Genomic DNA, 20076 nt, shown 5'->3' on the forward strand with positions numbered 1-20076 from the left:
GACTCACCCCCGGCCCGCCTCCGTCCCGCGGCCGGGGGTGCGCACGGCCGCCATGACGCGCTCGTGCCGCTCCGCGGTGTCCGCCAGCACCGCGGCGGCGGCGGGCAGCCGCTCGGCCTCGTAGGCGTCGAGTACGTCGGGTACGTCGACTGTCACGCGGGCGCCGGTCCCGGCCGGCCCGCCGAGGGCGGTGGCAAGCGTCCGGGCGAGGGCTGCCGCGTCCTCGACCCCGGTGTTGATCCCCAGGCCGCCGGCTATCGGATGGACGTGCGCGGCGTCTCCGGCGAGGAAGACCCGGCCCTCGCGCAGCCGGGCGGCCATGCGGACGTTGACCCGCCAGACCGAGAGCCAGCCGGCCTCCGCGAGGCGGATCCCCGGCATCCGCGCATGGCGGTCGAAGAGCCGCTGGAAGCTCTCCACCGACGGCGGCAGGAGCTCGCCCCGCTCGTCCCGCTCGGGGGAGGACTGGAGCTGGAAGGTGTCCGTCCCCGGCATCGGGCAGAGGAGCATCCCGCCGCCCTCCGAGGAGAACCACTGGTGCCAGAAGTCCCGGCTCAGCCCCGGCGCCCGGACGTCCCCGATCACCATCGACTCCTCCGGGGCGCTGTACCCCTCGAAGGGGATCCCCAGCAGTCCGCGGGTGGTGCTGCGGCCCCCGTCGCACCCCGCGAGATGGCGGGCCCGGATGACGCTTCCGTCCGCCAGCTTCGCGTCGACTCCGGCCGTGTCCTGTGAGATCGCGGCGAGCCGGGCCCCGTACTCGACCTGGACGCCCAGCTCGGCGAGGCGTTCGCGCAGGGCTCCCTCGACCTGCCACTGGCCGATGAGCAGTCCGTCGCCCACGGCGGTGTCGCTGATGTGCGCCCCGTCGAAGTACTTGCGCAGCACGGTCTCCCGCTGCCCGACGGGTGTCAGGCGCTCGGCCACCCCCAGTTCCGCGAAGGCCGCCAGGCTGCCCGGGGTGAGCCCCTTGCCGCGGGACTCGCGGTGCGGCGCCGGCCGCTCCTCGATGACCCGTACGCCGATGCCGCGGCGGGCCAGGTCGCAGGCGAGCGTCAGTCCGGTGGGGCCGGAGCCCGCGATCAGTACGTCGGTCATCGGTGGTCCTCTCGTTGGCGATCCGTTGGATCCGTTGTCGATGACTCAAGGAAAGCGGCTCCCGACCAAAAACACAACCCGGTTACGAAAATTACTCGGTCACTAGTTCGTGTTATCCTGAACCCATGGAGACGACCGAACCCGCGGAGACTGAGCCCATGGAAAACGTGACGGGCCTGCGCGAGAGCAAGAAGCTCCGTACGCGCCGCCAGCTGGCGGCCACGGCGCTGGAGCTCTTCCTGGAGCGGGGCTTCGATGCCGTCTCCGTGGCCGACGTCGCGGCGGCCGCCGAGGTCTCCAAGCCCACGCTGTTCCGGTACTACCCCAGCAAGGAAGACCTGCTCCTGGACCGGTTCGCCGACCACCAGGACGAGGCGGCCCGCATCGTGCGCGACCGGCCCGCCGGTCAGACCCCGGTGGCGGCGGTGCGCGCCCAGTTCCTGGAGGCCCTCGCCGAGCGGGATCCCATCACCGGGCTCTGCGACCACCCGGACGTGCTCGCCTTCCAGCGGCTGCTCTACTCCACCGCCAGCCTGGAATCCCGTCTGGCCCACTACACCGGCCGCGAGGTGGAGCTGCTGGCCGCCGTGCTCGAAGCCGAAGCGGCCGACCCGCTGACCGCCCGGCTGGCCGCCATGCACCTGGTGGCGACCCGTCACGAGCTGGGCCGGGAGAACTGGCGCCGCCTCGACTCCGGTCGGAGCGCGGACGAGGCCCACCCGGCCGCAGCGGCCGAAGCCGAGCGTGCCTTCGCGATGCTGGCCGACGGCCTCGACAGGGTGCTCGCGCCCCGCGCGCCCGCAGCCCCGTAGGCCTCTGACTCCGCAAGGCGCCGCGGCCCCCGGGGGTCAGCCCAGCAGGATGCGCTTCAGTTCGCGGGCCGCGCGCGGCGGTGCCACGTCCGTGCGGTGGGCCAGGGCGACCGTGCGGCGCAGCGGGGAGCCCGCCAGGGCGGTGGTGCGCAGTCCGGGGCCCGCGTGGTCCACCACCATCGCCGGGACCACCGCGATGCCCAGTCCCGCGCGGACGAAGCCCAGTACGGCGTCCATCTCGCCGCCCTCCACCGTGAACACCGGCTCGAACCCGGCCGCCCGGCAGGCCGCCACCGTCAGGTCCCGCAGGTCGTAGCCGTGCCGGAACATCACCATCGGCTCGTCGCGCAGCGCGGACACCGTGAGCGGGCCGCCGCCCGCCGGGGGCGGGAGGGCCGCCGAGGAGACCACCACCAGGTCCTCCGTCAGCAGTTCCACCGTGGTCAGGGCCGGAGCGGAGGGCGGCAGCGGCAGGGCGATCAGTGCGAGGTCCAGGGACCCGCGCGCGAGTTCCCGTACGAGGTCCAGCGAGCCGCTCTCCTCGATCAGCAGCTCGATCCCCGGATGGGCGGTGTGGAAGGCCCGCAGCACGTCGGGCAGCAGGCCGGTGCACACGCTCGGGGTGGCCCCCAGCCGGACCCGGCCCCGCCGCAGCTGCACCAGCTCCTGCACCTCCAGCCGCGCGGTGTCCGCGTCCGCGAGGATCCGCCGGGCCAGCGGCAGCAGGGTCTCGCCGGCGTCGGTGAGCGCGATGTTCCCGCGCGCCCGGCTGAACAGCTCGGCGCCCAGTTCCCGCTCGAGCGCCTTGATCTGTTGCGACAGGGACGGCTGGGCCACGTGTTCGCGCTCCGCCGCCCGCGTGAAGTGCCGGGTCTCGGCGACGGCGACGAAGTAGACGAGCTGCTGGAACTGCATCGTCCCAGGATAGCGCCCTGCATAGGTGTTCCCTATGGACTTGAGCTCCACCATGTCTTGGACCTTTCGGGACCTTGGTCCCTACGGTCGATGTCATGGCATTGGCAACGCGGACGGATCGACGGCCGTCCACCACGCGCACGCTCTGGGACTCATCCGTCGGCAAGAAGTCCGTGATGGCCGTCTCCGGCCTGATCATGCTCGGCTACCTCGTCGTGCACATGCTCGGCAACCTCAAGATCTTCTTCGGGGCGGACGAGTTCAACGGCTACGCCCACTGGCTGCGCACCCTCGGCTCGCCCTTCCTCCACCACGAATGGGCCCTGTGGATCGTCCGCATCGCCCTCGTCGCCGCCGTCGTCGCACACGCGGTCTGCGCCTACCAGCTCAGCCGCCGCGACATCAAGGCGCGCCCGGTGAAGTACGTCCACAAGCGCCGCCGCGCGAGCTACGCCACCCGCACCATGCGCTGGGGCGGCATCATCCTCGCCCTCTTCATCGTCTGGCACCTGCTCGACCTCACCACGCTCACCGTCAACGAGCGTGCCTGGGCGGGGCATCCGTACGAGAACGTCCTCGCCACCTTCTCCACCTGGTACGGCAACACCATCTACATCGTGGCGATGGCCGCCCTCGGTCTGCACGTCCGCCACGGCTTCTGGAGCGCCGCCCAGACCCTGGGCGCGGGCAGCGCCCGACGGGAGCGGACGCTCAAGTTCTTGGCCAATGCCCTCGCCCTCGTCCTCTTCTCGGGCTTCGTGTCCGTACCCGTCGCCGTCATGACCGGAGTGGTGAGCTGACCATGAGCGCGAACACGAACACGAACACGAACACGAACACGGACACGGACGAGAACGCCGCCGCGAACGATGACGAGAGCATGAGCGCCTCCTACGCCGACTACACCACCGGCGAGCCGATCGCCGACGCCAAGGCCCCCGAGGGCCCCATCGCCGAGCGCTGGGACCGCCGCCGCTTCGAGGCCAAGCTCGTCAACCCGGCCAACCGGCGCAAGCACACCGTGATCGTCGTCGGAACCGGCCTGGCCGGCGGAGCGGCCGGCGCCACCCTCGCCGAACAGGGCTACCACGTCGTCCAGTTCTGTTTCTCCGACTCGCCGCGCCGCGCCCACTCCATCGCCGCGCAGGGCGGCATCAACGCCGCCAAGAACTACCGCAACGACGGCGACTCCGTACACCGCCTCTTCTACGACACCGTCAAGGGCGGCGACTTCCGGGCCCGCGAGTCCAACGTCCACCGCCTCGCGCAGATTTCCGTCGAGATCATCGACCAGTGCGTGGCCCAGGGCGTCCCCTTCGCCCGCGAGTACGGCGGCCTCCTCGACACCCGCTCCTTCGGCGGAGTCCAGGTCTCGCGCACCTTCTACGCCCGCGGCCAGACCGGACAGCAACTGCTGCTCGGCGCCTACCAGGCGCTCTCGCGGCAGATCGCCGCAGGCAACGTCGAAATGCACGCCCGCACCGAGATGCTCGACCTGATCACCGTCGACGGCGTGGCCCGCGGCATCGTCGCCCGCGACCTGGTCACCGGCAGGATCGACACGTACTACGCGGACGCCGTGGTGCTCGCGAGCGGCGGATACGGCAACGTCTTCTACCTCTCCACCAACGCCATGAACTCCAACGCGACCGCCGTCTGGCGGGCACACCGGCGCGGCGCCTGGTTCGCCAACCCCTGCTTCACCCAGATCCACCCCACCTGCATCCCGCGCACCGGCGACCACCAGTCCAAGCTCACCCTGATGAGCGAGTCGCTGCGCAACGACGGCCGCATCTGGGTCCCCAAGGCCAAGGGCGACGACCGCCCCGCCGCCGACATCCCCGAGGCCGAGCGCGACTACTACCTGGAGCGGATCTACCCCTCCTTCGGGAACCTCGTCCCCCGCGACATCGCCTCCCGGGCCGCCAAGAACGTCTGCGACGAGGGGCGCGGCGTGGGCCCCGGCGGGCAGGGCGTCTACCTCGACTTCGCCGACGCCATCCGCCGGATGGGCAAGGACAGCGTCGCGGAGAAGTACGGCAACCTCTTCGAGATGTACGAGCGGATCACCGCGGAGAACCCGTACGAGGTCCCCATGCGGATCTACCCCGCCGTCCACTACACGATGGGCGGACTGTGGGTCGACTACGACCTGCAGACCACCGTCCCCGGCCTGTTCGCGATCGGCGAGGCCAACTTCTCCGACCACGGGGCCAACCGGCTCGGCGCCTCCGCGCTCATGCAGGGGCTCGGCGACGGCTACTTCGTGCTCCCGTCCACCATCAACGACTACCTGGCCCGCCACCCGCACCTGGAAGCCGTGGACGACACCCACCCCGAGGCCGCGGCCGCCGTCCGCGAAACGCGCGACTGCCTCGCGAAGCTGCTCGCCGTGGACGGCGACCGCACGCCCGACTCCTTCCACCGCGAGATCGGTGAACTGATGTGGGAGTACTGCGGGATGGCCCGCACCGACGCGGGACTGCGCAAGGCGCTCGCCCGGATCCCCGAGATCCGGGAGGAGTTCTGGCGGCGCGTCAAGGTCCCCGGCAGCGGCGCGGAGTTCAACCAGTCGCTGGAGAAGGCCAACCGCATCATCGACTACCTCGAGCTCGCCGAGCTGATGTGCCTCGACGCCCTCCACCGCGCCGAGTCCTGCGGCGGACACTTCCGTGAGGAGTCCCAGACCCCGGACGGCGAAGCCGCCCGCCGCGACGAGGAGTTCGGGTACGCCGCCGCCTGGCAGTACACCGGAACCGGCGTCGCCCCCGTCCTGCACAAGGAAGACCTCGTCTTCGAGTACGTCCACCCCACCCAGCGGAGCTACGCATGAAGCTCACCCTGCGCGTCTGGCGCCAGCGCAACGCAGACGCCACCGGCGCGATGGCCTCGTACGAGGTCGACGGCATCTCGAAGGACATGTCCTTCCTGGAGATGCTCGACACCCTCAACGAGGACCTCACCCTGCGCGGCGAGGACCCGGTCGCCTTCGACCACGACTGCCGCGAGGGCATCTGCGGCGCGTGCAGCCTCGTCATCAACGGAGACGCCCACGGGCCGGAGCGCACCACCACCTGCCAGCTCCACATGCGCGCCTTCGCCGACGGCGACACCATCGACGTCGAACCCTGGCGGGCCTCGGCCTTCCCGGTGGTCAAGGACCTCGTCGTCGACCGGGGGGCCTTCGACCGGATCATCCAGTCCGGCGGCTACATCACCGCCCCGACCGGCGCCGCCCCCGAGGCGCACGCCACGGCAGTCCCCAAGCCGGACGCCGACTACGCCTTCGAGCACGCCGAGTGCATCGGCTGCGGGGCGTGCGTGGCGGCCTGCCCCAACGGCTCCGCGATGCTCTTCACCTCCGCCAAGATCAACCACCTGAACGTGCTCCCGCAGGGCTCCCCGGAACGCGAGACCCGGGTACTGGACATGGTGGCCACGATGGACGCGGAGGGGTTCGGCGGCTGCACGCTGACCGGGGAGTGCGCGACGGCCTGCCCCAAGGGGATACCGCTGCCCTCCATCGCGGCCATGAACAAGGAGTGGCTGCGGGCGGTCCGCAAGGGCCCGCGCTGAGCCGTTCAATGCCGGGATGAGCCGCGCCCTCACGGTGCCGGTCGTCCGTCGATCGTCCGCCGATCGGATGACCGGCGCGGTGCCCGCCGTGCCGTGACCGCCCGGCCTCCCGGGCATGGGCGACAGTGGCCCCATGCCCCTGGGTCGTGTGCGAGAAGTGGAACCGGACGCCGCGGGCCGGGCGGGCACGTCCCGATCCGGTCCGGTCCGACCCGGTCCAGCCCGGTCCGGCCCGGCCCCCGCCGGGTCCGGCCCGCGCCGCCGCACCGTACTGGCCGCCGCCCTCGCCCCGCTGGTGGTGGCCGGCTGCGCCGGGGAGGAGCGGCCGCGTACCCCGCGGCCCGGACCCGAGGCCGCCAAGGACGCCCTGGTCATGGTCATCCGGCACGCGGAGAAGCCGTACGCGGGGGACACCGGCGAGGACGACGAGGGCAACGAGGACCCCGGATTCCTCGCCGTCCGAGGATGGCGCCGGGCCCAGGAACTGCCCACCCTCTTCGGACCCACCCGCGGCGCGGCCCTGCCCCGGCCCGAGGCCGTCTTCGCGGCCGGCGGCAAGGCGGGAGCACCCGCGCGGTGCCGCCAGACCGTGGAGGCGCTGGCCACCTCGCTCCACACGAGCGTGCGCACCGAGTTCGCCGTCGGAGCCGAGCCGGCCCTGGCCCGCGCGGTGCTCGCGGCCCGGATGCCCGTACTCGTCTGCTGGGAGCACACCGGCATGCCCCGGCTGATCCGGGGCCTCGGAGCGCAGGGGCTGATCGGACTGCCCGCCGCCTGGCCCGACCGCTACGACCTGGTGTGGACGTTCACGCGCAGACAGGGCGTCTGGAGCTTCCGGGAGCTGCCGCAGCGCCTGCTCTCCGGCGACGCGTAGGTACTGCCGGGTAAGGCCGGGTACCGCGGGGTACGGGCGTACGCTGAGAAGTGGACTCGGGGCAGTCGTGCGCCGGGAGGTAGACGATCATGTCTGGAATCGTGCACCGCGGCTTCGATTCCGCGGACGAAACGCGCCAGTTCGAAGACGGCAAGGGCAGGCTCGATCTGCTCAACACCAGCCACGGACCGGTGGGGCGCGCCGTGTTCGAGCCCGGATGGCAGTGGTCGCAGCACATCAAGCCGATAGCGGGAACCGACAGTTGCGAGGCCGCCCACGTCGGCTACGTGGTCAGCGGCCGCATGAAGATCGTCATGGACGACGGCGACAGCGTCGAGGCGGGGTCCGGGGACTTCATCCAGATCGACCCCGGCCACGACGCCTGGGTGCTCGGAGACGAGCCGTGCGTGGTCCTCGACTGGCAGGGCTACGGGGACTTCGCCAAGGCGGCCGGCTCCTAGGGGGCGAGGCTAGGCCCGAACGGCGAGGGCCCGCGCCAGGTAGGCCGCCGTCCGGCTGCCGGCGGCGCGGGCCACCTCGGCCGGTGTGCCCGCGGCCACCACCAGGCCGCCGTCCGCACCGCCGCCCGGGCCCAGGTCGATGACCCAGTCCGCGCCGGCCACCACCGCCATGTCGTGTTCCACGACGACCACCGAATGCCCGGCGTGCACCAGCCCGTGCAACTGCCTTAGCAGCACCTCCACATCGGCCGGATGCAGTCCGGTCGTCGGCTCGTCCAGCAGGTACAGCGTGTGGTCGCGGCGCTGTCGCTGGAGCTCCGTCGCCAGCTTGATCCGCTGCGCCTCGCCGCCCGACAACTCCGTGGCCGGCTGGCCGAGTCGGAGATATCCCAGGCCGATGTCCTTCAGCGCGCCCAGGCTCCGCGCCGCCGCCGGGACCTCCGCGAAGAAGGCGGCCGCCGCGTCCACGGTCAGAGCGAGGACCTCGGCGATGTTCAGTCCCGAGTAACGCACTTCGAGGGTCTCGGAGTTGTACCGGGCCCCCGCGCACTCGGGGCACGGGGCGTACGTGCTGGGCAGGAACAGCAGCTCCACCGAGACGAAACCCTCGCCCTGGCAGGACTCGCACCTGCCGCCCGGCACGTTGAAGGAGAACCGACCCGCCTTCCAGCCCCGAGCCCTCGACTCCGGAGCCGCCGTGAAGAGCCGCCGCACCACGTCGAACAGCCCTGTGTACGTGGCCAGGTTGGAGCGCGGGGTGCGCCCGATCGGCTTCTGGTCCACCTCCACCAGCCGCCGCACCGGGAAGGCCGGCTCCGCCAGCCGCTCGCCGACCTCCCGCGCGAGCGCCTGCCCGACCAGCGTGGACTTCCCGGACCCCGACACCCCGGTCACGGCCGTGAACACCCCGAGCGGGAACTCGGCCGTCACGTCACGGAGGTTGTGCCGGTCCACCCCGCTGAGGCGGATGGTCCCGGTGGCCTCCCGCACGGGCGGCCCGCCGCGCCCGCTCCGCGCGGGAGCCGGGTCCGGGTCCGGGTCCGGGAACAGGTACCGGGCCGTCGCCGACTCCGCCACCGCGGCCAGCCCCTCCGGGGGCCCGCTGTGCAGCACCCGCCCGCCGTGCTCACCGGCCAGCGGACCGACGTCCACCAGCCAGTCCGCGTGCCGGACCACGTCCAGGTGGTGCTCCACCACGAACACCGTGTTCCCGGCCTCCTTCAGCCGGTCCAGTACCCCGAGCAGCGCCTCGGTGTCGGCCGGGTGCAGCCCCGCCGAAGGCTCGTCCAGGACGTACACCACTCCGAAGAGCCCGGACCGCAGCTGCGTCGCCAGCCGCAGCCGCTGCAGCTCGCCCGCCGACAGGGTCCCGGCGCCCCGGTCCAGGCTCAGGTAGCCCAGCCCGAGCTCGGCGACCGGGCCGATCCGGGAGCACAGGTCCTCGGCCAGCACCCGCGCCGCTTCGCCTTCGGCGCCCCCGAGCGCGGTGGCCAGTACGCCGTCCAGCTCGGTCAGCGGCAGGGCCGCCAGCTCCGCGATCGTGCGGCCCGCGAAGGTGACGGCCAGCGCCTCCGGCCGCAGCCGCCGGCCCTCGCACACCGGGCACGGCGAATAGGTCAGGAACTTCTCGGCGCGGGCCCGCAAGGTGGCGCTCTTGCTGTCGGAGAAGGTCCGCATGACGTGCCGGTGTGCGCTCATGTACGTGCCCTGGTAGGGCCGTTGGATCCGGTCGGCCTCCCGCACCGGGTGCACTGTCACCACCGGCTGCTCATCGGTGAACAGGATCCACTCGCGGTCCTTCGCCGCCAGCGACCGCCACGGCGCGTCCACGTCGTGGCCCAGCGCCTCCAGGATGTCCCGCAGGTTCTTGCCCTGCCAGGCTCCGGGCCAGGCGGCGACGGCTCCTTGACGGATCGACAGGGAGCCGTCGGGGACGAGGAGTTCCTCGCTCGTGCGGTGGATGCGGCCGAGCCCGTGGCAGGAGGGGCAGGCGCCCGCGGCGGTGTTGGGGGAGAAGGCGTCGGAGTCGAGCCGTGCGGCGCCCGGCGGGTAGGAACCGGCCCGCGAGTAGAGCATCCGCAGGGAGTTGGACAGCATGGTCACCGTCCCGACGGAGGACCGCGACCCGGGGGAGGAGCGCCGCTGCTCCAGCGAGACGGCGGGCGGCAGCCCGGTGACGGAGTCGACCTTCGGGGCGCCGATCTGGTGGATCAGGCGGCGGGCGTACGGGGCCACGGACTCGAAGTACCGGCGCTGGGCCTCGGCGAAGAGGGTGCCGAAGGCGAGCGAGCTCTTGCCCGAGCCGGAGACCCCGGTGAAGACGGTCAGCGCGTCGCGCGGGATGTCCACGTCCACCCCGCGCAGATTGTGCTCCCGGGCGCCGCGGACGCGGACGTAGGGGTCGTGCGGACCGGGGAGGTGCGGGGCTGCGGGCTGGTGCATTCGTCCTAGTTTAGTGGCTGGAGTGCCTGGGGTCAGCGGCTACTCCGTGTGGCCTTCGGGGCCGATGAGGCTGGTGTGATCGGTGATGCCCGCGAGGCGGGCGAGTCCGGTGAACGAGTCCAGCAGCGCGGTCCGGTCGTACGTGGATGTGGTGACGAGCAGTTCGTCCGCCCCGGTCAGTTCCGCGAGGGCGGTGAGCTCGGCCGCGACCTGCGCCTCCGTGCCGTGGACGTGCCCGGTGAGGGCCCCCTCGTACAGCTCCCGCTCCTTGGGGGCCATGGTCAGGGCCTCGATCTCCTCGGCCGGGCGGAGCGGCGGGAAACTGCCGCGCGTGCGCGACTGCGCCAGCGCCCACGCCTCCGGGATCAGGATCCGGCGGGCGGCTTCGGTGGTGGCGGCGACCGCGACCGTCCCGGAGGCGATCACGTACGGCTCCGCGCCCCACCCGGAGGGCCGGAACTTCGCGCGGTACTTCTCGATGATCTCCACCACCCGGGCGCGGGCCCGGACATCGCCGACCACCAGTGGCAGCCCCGCGCGGGCCGCGATGGCGGCCCCCTCGCCCGTGGCCAGCACGTAGGGCGGGATCCGCAGACCCTCCGCCGGGCGGGCGTGCACCTCGGGGTGCGCCCGCTGCGTGCCGTCCAGCCAGCCCAGCAGCTCCGCGAGCTGCTCCTCGAACCGGTCGGCGTCCCCGGTGTCGCGGCCCAGCGCCCGCCGGATCCCGCCGGTGAAGCCGACCGAGCGGCCGAGGCCCATGTCGATCCGGCCGGGAAAGAGCGCTTCGAGGACCCCGAACTGCTCGGCCACGACCAGCGGCTGGTGATTGGGCAGCATCACCCCGCCGGTGCCGACCCGGATCCGGCCGGTCGCCCCGGCGACGGCGGCGGCGAGCACGGTGGGTGCGGAACCGGCGACTCCGGGCACGCTGTGGTGCTCGGAGACCCAGAACCGGTGGTATCCGAGCCGTTCGGCGGCGCGCGCCAGCTCCACGGTGTCCCGCAGGGCCTCGGGGGCGGGATGCCCCTCGCGGGTGCGGGACCGGTCGAGTATCGAGAGTTTCCGGATCACATGGAGGTCAACGCACGGGGCGCTCCAGGATTCCCCAAGCGCTGCCGGGGCGCGGCCGCTGCTTAGGCTGGCGGGGTGACCGAGACTCAGAACCGCCGGCCCCTGGCCGTCTTCGACATCGACAACACCCTGGCCGACACCGCCCACCGCCAGCACTGGCTGGAGCGCCGGCCCCGCGACTGGGAAGGCTTCTTCGGCGCGGCCCCCGCCGATCCGCCGCTCGCCCGGGGGATCGCGCTCGCGGTGGAGAGCGCGGCCGACTGCGAGGTCGTCTACCTGACCGGCCGGCCGGAGCGGTGCCGCGCGGACACGGCCGAATGGCTGACCCGGCACGGGCTGCCCGAGGGGCGGCTGTGGATGCGCGGGAACCAGGACCGGCGGCCCGCCCGGACGACCAAGCTGGAGGTGCTCCGGCGGATCTCGCGGGGCCGCGAGGTGCGGATGCTCGTGGACGACGACGAGCTGGTGTGCCAGGCGGCGCGCGCGGCGGGGTTCCGCGTGGTCCTGGCGGACTGGGCCGCCGAGGCGCCGGAGCTCAAGGACGCACAGGAGGGTCAGGGCCGCACCTGAGCACCTGAGCACCTGAGCGCCCGGGCGGCCGGAGCCGGAGCCGGGCCGCGCAAGGCCCCGTAGGGCCGTGTCCGCCGCGCGGGCCGCGTACGGTTCCGGTTCCTCACTCCTCGCCGTCGAGGCGGAAGCCGAGCTTCAGTCCCACCTGGAAGTGCGCGATCTCGCCGTTCTCGATGTGGCCCCGGATCTGCGTCACCTCGAGCCAGTCCAGCCCGCGCAGGGTCTCGCCCGCGCGCGCGACCCCGTTGCGGATCGCTTGGTCGATGCCTTCGTGGGACGTGCCGACGATCTCGGTCACCCGGTACGTGTGATTGGACATGGACGTCTCCCGACACTGGGTGGCAGTTGCCTTGTTCTACGGTGCCCCAGTAAGTCCGGGTGCGCGAACTTTGCGTGAACAATCCACAGCCCAACCCTCTTGACCCACTCATTGGTCCATGCCAATTTCAAGCCATCTGAGATCCATCCCCAGAAGGTGACCTTCGTGAAGATGCGCTTCCTTGCCGTGTCCACCGCACTCGCGGCCGCGACCGCCCTCACCGGGTGCAGTCTGGCCGGATCGGCGGGGGGTCCGCAGAAGGTGACGCTCTGGCTGATGAAGGGGAGCGCGTCGGACGAGTTCATCACCCAGTTCACCAGCTCCTTCGAGAGGGACAACCCGGGGATCGACCTCGACGTCAAGATCCAGGAGTGGACGGGCATAGGCGCGAAGGTCAACGCCGTGCTGGCCGGCAAGAGCGAGGAGAGCGCCGACGTCATCGAGGTCGGCAACACCCAGGTCGCCCAGTACGTGGAGAGCGGCGGCGTCTCCGAACTCACCCTGGAAGCACTGCGCGAGTGGGACGGCAAGGACTGGCTGAAGGGCCTCGCCGACCCCGGTAGCGTCAACGGCGCCCAGTTCGGCGTCCCTTGGTACGCCGCCAACCGGGTGGTGATCTACAACAAGGACCTGTTCGCGAACGCCGGGATCAAGGCGCCGATCAAGACGCGCCAGGAGTGGATCCAGGCCACCCAGAAGCTCGACAAGGGGAGCCAGCAGGGCATTTACCTCGCAGGACAGAACTGGTACGTGCTCTCCGGCTTCATCTGGGACGAGGGCGGCGAGCTCGCGGTCGAGACGAGCGGCCAGTGGCTCGGCACCCTGGACGACGAGAAGGCGATGGCCGGAATGGAGTTCTACAAGCAGCTCCAGGCCCTCGGCGAAGGCCCCAAGGACGCCGACGAGGAGACGCCCCCGCAGTCCGAGGTCTTCGCCCGCGGCGGGATCGCACAGATCATCGCCCCGCCCGGCCAGGCCGCCGCGATCGAGGCCGCGAACCCGGCGCTCAAGGGCAAGCTCGGCTTCTTCCCGATCCCCGGCAAGACCGCCGAGAAGCCGGGCGCCGTCTTCACCGGCGGCTCCGACCTGATCATCCCGGAGCGGACGAAGCAGCGGAAGAACGCCGTCAACGTGATCACGGCCCTGGTCAGCGAGAAGTGGCAGACCGAGCTGGCCACCACCATGAGCTACGTACCCAACAAGACCACCCTCGCGCACGTCGTCGAGGGCAACGAGGGCGCCGCCGCGATGGCCCCCGGCGCCGCCCAGGGCCGCGCCACCCCGAAGTCCGCCCGCTGGGCCGAGGTCGAGGCCAAGAACCCGATCAAGCCGTTCATGACAGCGGTCCTCACCGGTCGGGACCCCAAGGAGGCCGCGAAGACGGCCTCCGAGACCATCAGCAAGGTCCTCAGCGCCGACCACTGACCCGGTGCGGCGGATGCTCGGACCGCCGAGTTCAGCGTTCGCACATCCAAGTGCCGCGAAGCGGTCATGTCGAATCCAGTCCTGCACGGAAGAAGTAAAGAAGCCAGGCCACGCGTCCTGTCGGCCTGGCTCTCCGTGTCCGGATCAGGAGCCGCCATGACCATCGCCCCCCTGTCCCCGTCCGCCCTTCCCCCCACCTCGGCCCCGGCCGTCTCCCGGGTGGCCACGCTGAACGCCGTGACCGCGACCGCCGCGACCTCGGCCGTTGCGGCCCCCGCCTCCGCGGTCGCGCCCCCGGCCTCCGCGCCCCCGGCCGTGCCCCGCTACGCCGTACGCCTCGCCCGCGACGAGGACGAGGTACGCGCCGCCCAGCGGCTGCGCCACCAGGTCTTCGCCGGCGAGCTCGGCGCCCGCCTCGACGGCCCCGAGCCGGGCCTGGACGTCGATGCCTTCGACGCCTACTGCGATCACCTCCTCGTCCTCGACGAGGAGACCGAGCAGGTCGTCGGCACCTACCGGCTGCTGCCCCCCGAGCGTGCCGCCGTCGCCGGACGCCTCTACTCCGAGGGGGAGTTCGACCTCTCCGCGCTCGCGCCCATCCGCCCCGACCTCGTCGAGGTCGGCCGGTCCTGCGTCCACCCCGACCACCGCAACGGCGCCGTCATCGCCCTGATCTGGGCCGGCCTCGCCCGCTACATGGACCGCTCCGGACACAACTGGCTGGCCGGCTGCTGCTCGATCCCGCTCGCCGACGGCGGGATCCTCGCCGCCGCCACCCGCGAGAACGTCCTGACCAGGAGCCTCGCCCCCACCGAGTACCGGGTGACCCCGCACCTTCCCTGGAACCCGGAGGGCATCGCCTTCCCCGACCGGATGGAACTGCCGCCGCTGCTGCGCGGCTACCTGCGCCTGGGCGCCTGGGTCTGCGGGGAGCCCGCCCTCGACGCCGAGTTCGGCTGCGCCGACCTCTACGTCCTGCTCTCCCTGCGCCGCACCAACCCGCGCTACCTCAAGCACTTCCTCTCGCTCGCCCCGGGCGCATGAGCGTCTGGCTCCCCACCTCGCCCTGCACGCCCGAGGCCTGCGCCGGCCACGAGGGCGCCACCGCGAGCGTGCCGCGCGCCGTCCTGCGGCTCGGCGCCGCCATCGCCCTGATCCTGCTCGGGATCCTGGGCGCCCCGCCGCTGCGCCTGCTGCCGCAGCGGCCCCGGCACCTGGTGGTCCGGGCCTGGGCGGCCGCACTGCTGGGCGCCTTCGGCCTACGGATCACCGTGCACGGGAGCCCCGGCGCGGGCGGTGGCCGGCTGATCGTCGCCAACCACATCTCCTGGCTCGACATCCCCCTCGTCGCGGCCGTCCTGCCCTGCCGGATGCTGGCCAAGAGCGATATCCGCAGCTGGCCCGTGCTCGGCCCGCTCTCCCGGCAGGCCGGGACCCTGTTCATCGAGCGCGACCGGATCCGTGCGCTGCCCGCCACCGTCGACGCCATGGCGCGCGCCCTGCTCGCGGGCGACCGCGTCGCCGTCTACCCCGAGGGCTCCACCTGGTGCGGGCGGGCCCAGGGAACCTTCCGGCGCGCCGCGTTCCAGGCCGCTCTGGACGCGCGGGTGCCCGTACAGCCGGTACGGATCGCCTACGTGCTCGACGGCGGCGACCGGGCCGGGCAGCAGGCCGGGGAAACGGCAGGGGCGCCCGCCTTCGTCGGGGACGACCCGCTGACCGCCTCCCTGTGGCGGATCGCGCGGGCCCGCGGAGTGCGGGCCGAGGTGTGGCTGCTGCCGCGGATCCCGCCGGGCCGGTACCCGGACCGGCGGGACCTCGCGGCCGCGGCTCAGGCCGCCGTACTGGGGCGGCCGGAACCGGAACCGGAACCGCGACCCGAGTCGCCCGTTCCCGCGGAGCCACCCGTCGCACCGACTCGGCCGCTGCTGCCGGGGGTTCCCTCCCAGCCGTCGGCGCCGATGCCGTCGGCCACCGCCAGGGACAGGGCGAAGCGGCCCGCCGCGTCCGTCCACCAGTGCGTCAGTTCCAGTCCGGCGGACGCCAGTTCCTTCCGGACGCCCTCCTGACGGAACTTCGCCGAGATCTCCGTCAGGATCTCCTCACCCACCTCGAAGGACACCTCCAGATCCAGGGCCCGGACCTTCACCAACGCCTGCTCCCGGGCTCGCAGCCGCATCTCGATCCACTCGTGCTCACGGTTCCACACCGCCACGTGATCGAAGTCGGCGGTGTGGAAATCCGCACCCAACTCCCGGTCTATGACGGTCAGCACGTTCTTGTTGAACTCGGCCGTCACCCCCTGGACGTCGTCGTACGCCGCCACCAGCACGGCCTCGTCCTTCACGAGGTCCGTCCCCATCAGCAGTGCGTCACCGGGCGAGAGCATCGCCCGTACGTCCGCCAGGAACACGGCCCGCTCCGGAGGCAGGAGATTGCCGATCGTGCCGCCCAGGAACACCACCAGCCGCGGTCCCGGCACCTCGGGCAGCTGGAGCGGCTTCGTGAAGTCGGCCAGCAGTGCGTGCACCCGCAGGCCCGGATGCTCGGCCAACAGCGCCTCGGCCGCTCCCTTCAGGGCGCTCTCGCTCACGTCCACCGGTACGTAGGTGTCCAGCGCGGGCATGGCTTCGATCAGGTGCCGGGTCTTCTCCGAAGAGCCGGAGCCCAGCTCCACCAGGGTGCGGGCGCCGCTCACCGAAGCGATCTCCTGGGCTCGTTCCAGGAGGATCTCCCGCTCGGCGCGGGTCGGGTAGTACTCGGGCAACCGGGTGATCTCCTCGAAGAGTTCACTGCCCCGGGCGTCGTAGAACCACTTGGGCGGCAGCGTCTTCGGGGACTGGCTCAGCCCGTGCAGCACGTCCGTGCGCAGCGCCGCGTCGGCGGCGTCCTCGTCGAGCGTGCGGGTCAGCCGGAAGTCGTTCACGGGCCTTCGTCTCCTTGGTGCGGTGCGCTCGTAGAGGTCTCCTTCAAGTGGCCCTTCGCGTCCTGCGGGGGTTCCTTCAAGGAGAAGAGTTCGATGCGGGTACGGGTGGCGGTCAGCAGGGTCCGGTCGGGCACCTCGGTCCAGCGCGGGTCGTCGTCGTAGGGCTCCGACGCCACCACCGTGCGCTGCGCCGCCGCGTCGGCCAGGTACCAGAGGGAGTCCCCCCAGGCCGTGGCCGCGATCGTCCGCCCGTCCGTCAGCAGCAGGTTCAGCCGGGACCCGGGCGCCGCCTCGGCCAGCTCCCGGACCGGTGCGGCGAGCGCCGCGCCGAGGGCGTCGCCCTTGCGCAGCCGGTGCAGGACCAGCGCCCACAGCAGCGCCGAATCCGTCCGGGCGGCCAGCGACAGCAGTTCCTGGGGCGCCAGCGAGGCCGCGACGGGGGCCGCCGCGTCGGGCCAGTCCCGAACCGATCCGTTGTGGCTGAACAGCCAGGGCCCCTCGGCGAACGGCGCGGCCGCCGCCTCGCCGTCCGCCCCGGCGCGCGTGGCGTCCCGTACGGCGGCCAGCACGGCGCCGCTGCGGACCACGCGCGCGAGATCGGCGAAGGCCAGGTCTCCCCAGATCGGCCCGGCCCGCCGGTAGCGGGCCGGCACCGGGTCGCCCTCCGCGTACCAGCCGATGCCGAATCCGTCGGCGTTGACGGTGCCGTGGTGCTGGTGGCGCGGCGCCCAGGACTGGCGCACCAGGGAGTGCTCGGGGTCGCTCAACAGCCGCCCGAGCGTCACCGTCGGCCCCAGATAGGCGATGTGACGGCACATCAGGCACCGTCCGCCGGTCGTGCGTCCCGGGCGGTCCGGAAGCCGGAGAAGATCTGCCGGCGCACCGGCAGGTCCCAGTTGCGGAAGGTGCCCCGGCAGGCCACCGGGTCCACGGCGAACGAGCCGCCGCGCAGGACCTTGTGCTCGGGGCCGAAGAACACCTCCGAGTACTCGCGGTACGGGAAGGCCCGGAACCCGGGATAGGGCAGGAAGTCGGAGGAGGTCCACTCCCAGACGTCGCCGATGAGCTGGCGCACTCCGAGCGGGGAGGCCCCGGCCGGGTAGCTGCCCGCGTGGGCCGGGCGCAGATGGCGCTGGCCGAGGTTGGCGCGGTCCGGGGTCGGGTCCTGGTCCCCCCATGGATAGCGGGTGGAACGGCCCGTCGCCGGATCGTGGCGGGCGGCCTTCTCCCACTCCGCCTCGGTGGGCAGCCGCCGCCCCGCCCAGCGGGCGTACGCGTCGGCCTCGTACCAGCTGACGTGCAGCACCGGTTCGTCCGCGGGGACCGGCTCGGTCACCCCGAACCGGCGGCGCAGCCACGTATCGCCCTCGCGGCGCCAGAACAGCGGAGCCTCGATGCCGTGCCGGCGGATCTGCTCCCAGCCCTCCGCGGCCCACCACTGCCGGCCGTGGTACCCGCCGTCGGCGATGAAGGCCTGGTACGCGGCGTTGGTCACGGGCACGGTGTCGATCCAGAAATCCTCCGTGTCCCGGACGTGCGCCGGCCGTTCGTTGTCCAGCGACCACGGTTCGGCGGAGGTGCCCATCGTGAACGGGCCGCCGGGTATGAGGACTTCGGCCGCGTGCGGCGGAGCCCCCCGCGGCGGATCCGGGTCGGGCGCGGTCAGGACCGGGCCGCCCTGTCTGAGCTGATGGGTGATCAACATCGTTTCATCGTGCTGCTGTTCGTGCTGCGCGATCATCCCGAAGACGTAGCCGCCGTCCAGCAGGGCGGTGCCTTCCAGAGGTGTGCGCTCCAGCAGGTCGAAGACGCGGCCGCGCACCTCGGCCGCGTACCGGCGGGCCTCGTCGGGGCCCAGCAGCGGCAACTTCGGCCGCTCCGAACGGGGATGCTCGAAGGCATCGTAGAGCGGGTCTATCTCGGGGTGCATGGACTCGCGGCCGGCGACGTTGCGCAGCAGCCAGAGCTCCTCCATGTTCCCGATGTGCGCGAGGTCCCAGACCAGCGGGGACATCAGGGGGGAGTGCTGGGCGGTCAGGTCCGCGTCGGAGACGGCGCTCGCGTCGGTGAGCCCGGCCGTACGGACCCGTGCGGCGGTCAGCGCGGCGGCGGCCCGCTCGCGCAGGAGCTCCGGTTCGGTGGTCATGAGCGTGCCTCCTCGCCGGTCGGCTGCGGATGGGGGCGCGGACGGGCCTGCGGCCGGCGCCGGGAGGGATGCTGCGGGAGCCCGTCGTCGGCCGGACATCGGCCGCGCTTGACGTAGCGGTCGCCGAACTCGGCTACGGAGTCCGCCACTCGGGTGCTCGCGCCCAGCCGGGGCAGCGCCTCGGACGCGGCCCGGAAGCACGCGCGGGCCGCGGACCGCAGCTCCGGATCGGCGAGCCCGTGCTGCGCGGCGCTGCGCCAGAGCGGATTGCGCGGGGCGGGCTGGGCGCCGTAGCCGTCGGCCAGCGCCTTCACCGCCCGGTACGCGGTCTCGGTGGCCTCCGGGTCGTCGAACAGCGCGTGGACCACGGCCACCGGGATCAGCCAGCCGTCGTCGCCGGGCTGCGCGTCGATCATCCGCAGCTCCAGGTGGCCGCGGGGCCGCACCGGGGGGAACAGCGTGGTCAGGTGGTACTCGAGGTCCTCGGTGGTGGGCGGCCGCAATCCGCCGCCGGATCCCGGTCCGCCGCCGGATCCCGACCCGCTACCGGATCCCGGTCCGCCGCCGGAGCGCAGCCAGTCGCGGAAGGTGAGCCCGCGCGGCACGGTCCAGGGCGTGCTGCCGTGGTCTCCGGTGCCGTCGCCGGACGGCCGTACGCACATCACGTCGGTGTCCAGTGCCTGCCGGGTCCAGGCGCCGCGCGGCTCCGCCTCCAGTGCGGGGGCGAGCGCGCGCCGGGTGTCGATATCGCTCCAGACGCCCTGGCGGGCGCAGCGCCAGCCGGCGTACGGGCCTTCGTGCGCGGGGGAGTTGGCGAAGGCGGCGACCAGCACCGCGCCGAGGAGGTGGGCCAGCCGCCAGCGGCGGCCGTGCCCGAGGGGCCCCGGTTCCTCCTGCCCGGCGTCCACGCACACCTGCACCGAGGCGGAGGCGCACATCATGGCGCGGCCTGCGGGGCCGGTGCGGTCGAAGTAGCTCTCCATCGCCTCGTACCGCGGGCTGGCCAGCATCCGGCGGTACGGGCGGCGCGGGTCCTGGCCGAGGCCGCGCAGGACGAGGCCCTGCTCGCGCAGGACTCCCCGTACGGCGGTCAGATCGGACTGGAGCCCGTCCACACAGCCGGTCAGGGAGGCGGCGGGGGCCGAGCTCAGCTCCAGCTGGCCGCCGGGCTCGACGGTGACGCGGGATGTGAGGGGCAGGGCGCGGGCCGCGTCGTGCGCGGCGGCCAGCCGCTCGGGGGACACGCGCAGACCGGGGCGTTCGGCGTCGAACACCAGCCATTCGAGCTCGGCCCCGAGGAGGCGGGGTGGGCCGGTCTTGAAACAGATGCCGTGGATCAGGTCCTCGGCGGCGGATTCGGTGAGGCTGGTGGGACGGGACGGCTGTTCGGGCGGGTGCTCGGGTGTTTCCTGGACGGAGTCCTGGGGCATGACGGGGCCCT

Annotated in this window: 18 protein-coding genes and 1 pseudogene; 10 read left to right on the plus strand and 9 right to left on the minus strand. The window is 72.7% G+C overall.

Annotated elements, in window-relative coordinates:
- Positions 1–3: 3 nt before the first annotated feature.
- Positions 4–1098: an FAD-dependent monooxygenase gene (locus tag OG490_RS31915; protein WP_330299735.1), complete on the minus strand. Its 1095-nt coding sequence runs from the start codon at positions 1096–1098 to the stop codon at positions 4–6.
- A gap of 158 nt (positions 1099–1256) precedes the next feature.
- On the opposite strand from OG490_RS31915, the gene OG490_RS31920 reads away from it, so the two are divergent.
- Positions 1257–1910, plus strand: coding sequence for a TetR family transcriptional regulator (locus tag OG490_RS31920; RefSeq protein WP_330299736.1), 654 nt, complete (start codon positions 1257–1259; stop codon positions 1908–1910).
- Positions 1911–1946: 36 nt separating this feature from the next.
- Here the strand turns inward: OG490_RS31920 and OG490_RS31925 are convergent, their stop codons facing one another.
- Positions 1947–2825 carry a LysR family transcriptional regulator gene (locus tag OG490_RS31925; RefSeq protein ID WP_330299737.1) on the minus strand — a complete coding sequence of 293 codons (879 nt, stop codon included), beginning with the start codon at positions 2823–2825 and terminating at the stop codon, positions 1947–1949.
- 95 nt (positions 2826–2920) lie between these two features.
- Here OG490_RS31925 and OG490_RS31930 point away from each other — a divergent pair, with 95 nt between their 5' ends.
- The 5 genes from OG490_RS31930 to OG490_RS31950 all read left to right on the plus strand — a co-directional run bounded on the left by OG490_RS31930 (position 2921) and on the right by OG490_RS31950 (position 7736).
- Entirely contained in the window at positions 2921–3625 is a 705-nt protein-coding gene (locus OG490_RS31930) for a succinate dehydrogenase (protein WP_330299738.1), read from the plus strand.
- Positions 3626–3705: 80 nt separating this feature from the next.
- Entirely contained in the window at positions 3706–5658 is a 1953-nt protein-coding gene (locus OG490_RS31935; protein ID WP_330301146.1) for a fumarate reductase/succinate dehydrogenase flavoprotein subunit, read from the plus strand.
- Positions 5655–6401 carry a succinate dehydrogenase/fumarate reductase iron-sulfur subunit gene (locus OG490_RS31940; protein WP_330299739.1) on the plus strand — a complete coding sequence of 249 codons (747 nt, stop codon included), beginning with the start codon at positions 5655–5657 and terminating at the stop codon, positions 6399–6401. Before OG490_RS31935 ends, OG490_RS31940 begins: the two co-directional genes overlap by 4 nt.
- Before the next feature lie 133 nt (positions 6402–6534).
- A complete protein-coding gene (locus OG490_RS31945; protein ID WP_330299740.1) occupies positions 6535–7275 on the plus strand; it encodes a hypothetical protein in 741 nt (246 codons plus the stop codon).
- 89 nt (positions 7276–7364) lie between these two features.
- Positions 7365–7736 carry a cupin domain-containing protein gene (locus OG490_RS31950; RefSeq protein ID WP_330299741.1) on the plus strand — a complete coding sequence of 124 codons (372 nt, stop codon included), beginning with the start codon at positions 7365–7367 and terminating at the stop codon, positions 7734–7736.
- Between the two features lie 9 nt (positions 7737–7745).
- Here OG490_RS31950 and OG490_RS31955 read toward each other — a convergent pair whose 3' ends face one another.
- Positions 7746–10178 carry an excinuclease ABC subunit UvrA gene (locus OG490_RS31955; protein WP_330299742.1) on the minus strand — a complete coding sequence of 811 codons (2433 nt, stop codon included), beginning with the start codon at positions 10176–10178 and terminating at the stop codon, positions 7746–7748.
- Between the two features lie 39 nt (positions 10179–10217).
- Positions 10218–11249, minus strand: a complete 1032-nt coding sequence (locus OG490_RS31960; RefSeq protein WP_330299743.1) for an LLM class flavin-dependent oxidoreductase — start codon at positions 11247–11249, stop codon at positions 10218–10220.
- 75 nt (positions 11250–11324) lie between these two features.
- Here OG490_RS31960 and OG490_RS31965 point away from each other — a divergent pair, with 75 nt between their 5' ends.
- Complete coding sequence (locus tag OG490_RS31965) at positions 11325–11819, plus strand: phosphatase domain-containing protein (RefSeq protein WP_330299744.1); 495 nt, start codon at positions 11325–11327, stop codon at positions 11817–11819.
- A 103-nt stretch (positions 11820–11922) separates the two neighbouring features.
- Here the strand turns inward: OG490_RS31965 and OG490_RS31970 are convergent, their stop codons facing one another.
- Entirely contained in the window at positions 11923–12138 is a 216-nt protein-coding gene (locus OG490_RS31970; RefSeq protein WP_330299745.1) for a dodecin, read from the minus strand.
- 165 nt (positions 12139–12303) lie between these two features.
- Between OG490_RS31970 and OG490_RS31975 the strand changes: the two genes are divergently transcribed.
- The 3 genes and pseudogenes from OG490_RS31975 to OG490_RS31985 form a co-directional block, all read left to right on the plus strand.
- Entirely contained in the window at positions 12304–13563 is a 1260-nt protein-coding gene (locus tag OG490_RS31975) for an extracellular solute-binding protein (protein ID WP_330299746.1), read from the plus strand.
- Positions 13564–13719: 156 nt separating this feature from the next.
- Entirely contained in the window at positions 13720–14607 is an 888-nt protein-coding gene (locus tag OG490_RS31980; RefSeq protein WP_330299747.1) for a GNAT family N-acetyltransferase, read from the plus strand.
- Positions 14604–15134, plus strand: a pseudogene (locus tag OG490_RS31985) (lysophospholipid acyltransferase family protein); the annotation flags it as partial. The gene OG490_RS31980 and the pseudogene OG490_RS31985, both read left to right, overlap by 4 nt.
- 260 nt (positions 15135–15394) lie before the next feature.
- Here the strand turns inward: OG490_RS31985 and egtD are convergent.
- The 4 genes from egtD to egtA are packed head-to-tail and all read right to left on the minus strand — an operon-like array spanning position 15395 to position 20065.
- Positions 15395–16489, minus strand: a complete 1095-nt coding sequence (gene egtD, locus OG490_RS31990) for an L-histidine N(alpha)-methyltransferase (RefSeq protein ID WP_330299748.1) — start codon at positions 16487–16489, stop codon at positions 15395–15397.
- A complete protein-coding gene (egtC, locus tag OG490_RS31995; protein WP_330299749.1) occupies positions 16486–17307 on the minus strand; it encodes an ergothioneine biosynthesis protein EgtC in 822 nt (273 codons plus the stop codon). Before egtC ends, egtD begins: the two co-directional genes overlap by 4 nt.
- Positions 17307–18635 (minus strand): ergothioneine biosynthesis protein EgtB, encoded by a 1329-nt coding sequence (egtB, locus tag OG490_RS32000; RefSeq protein ID WP_330299750.1) that lies wholly within the window; start codon positions 18633–18635, stop codon positions 17307–17309. The genes egtC and egtB overlap by 1 nt, the downstream gene beginning before the upstream one ends.
- Positions 18632–20065 carry an ergothioneine biosynthesis glutamate--cysteine ligase EgtA gene (gene egtA, locus OG490_RS32005; RefSeq protein WP_330299751.1) on the minus strand — a complete coding sequence of 478 codons (1434 nt, stop codon included), beginning with the start codon at positions 20063–20065 and terminating at the stop codon, positions 18632–18634. Before egtA ends, egtB begins: the two co-directional genes overlap by 4 nt.
- Positions 20066–20076 lie beyond the last annotated feature (11 nt).

The sequence above is a fragment of the Streptomyces sp. NBC_00503 genome (assembly GCF_036346895.1).
Taxonomy (GTDB): Bacteria; Actinomycetota; Actinomycetes; order Streptomycetales; family Streptomycetaceae; genus Streptomyces.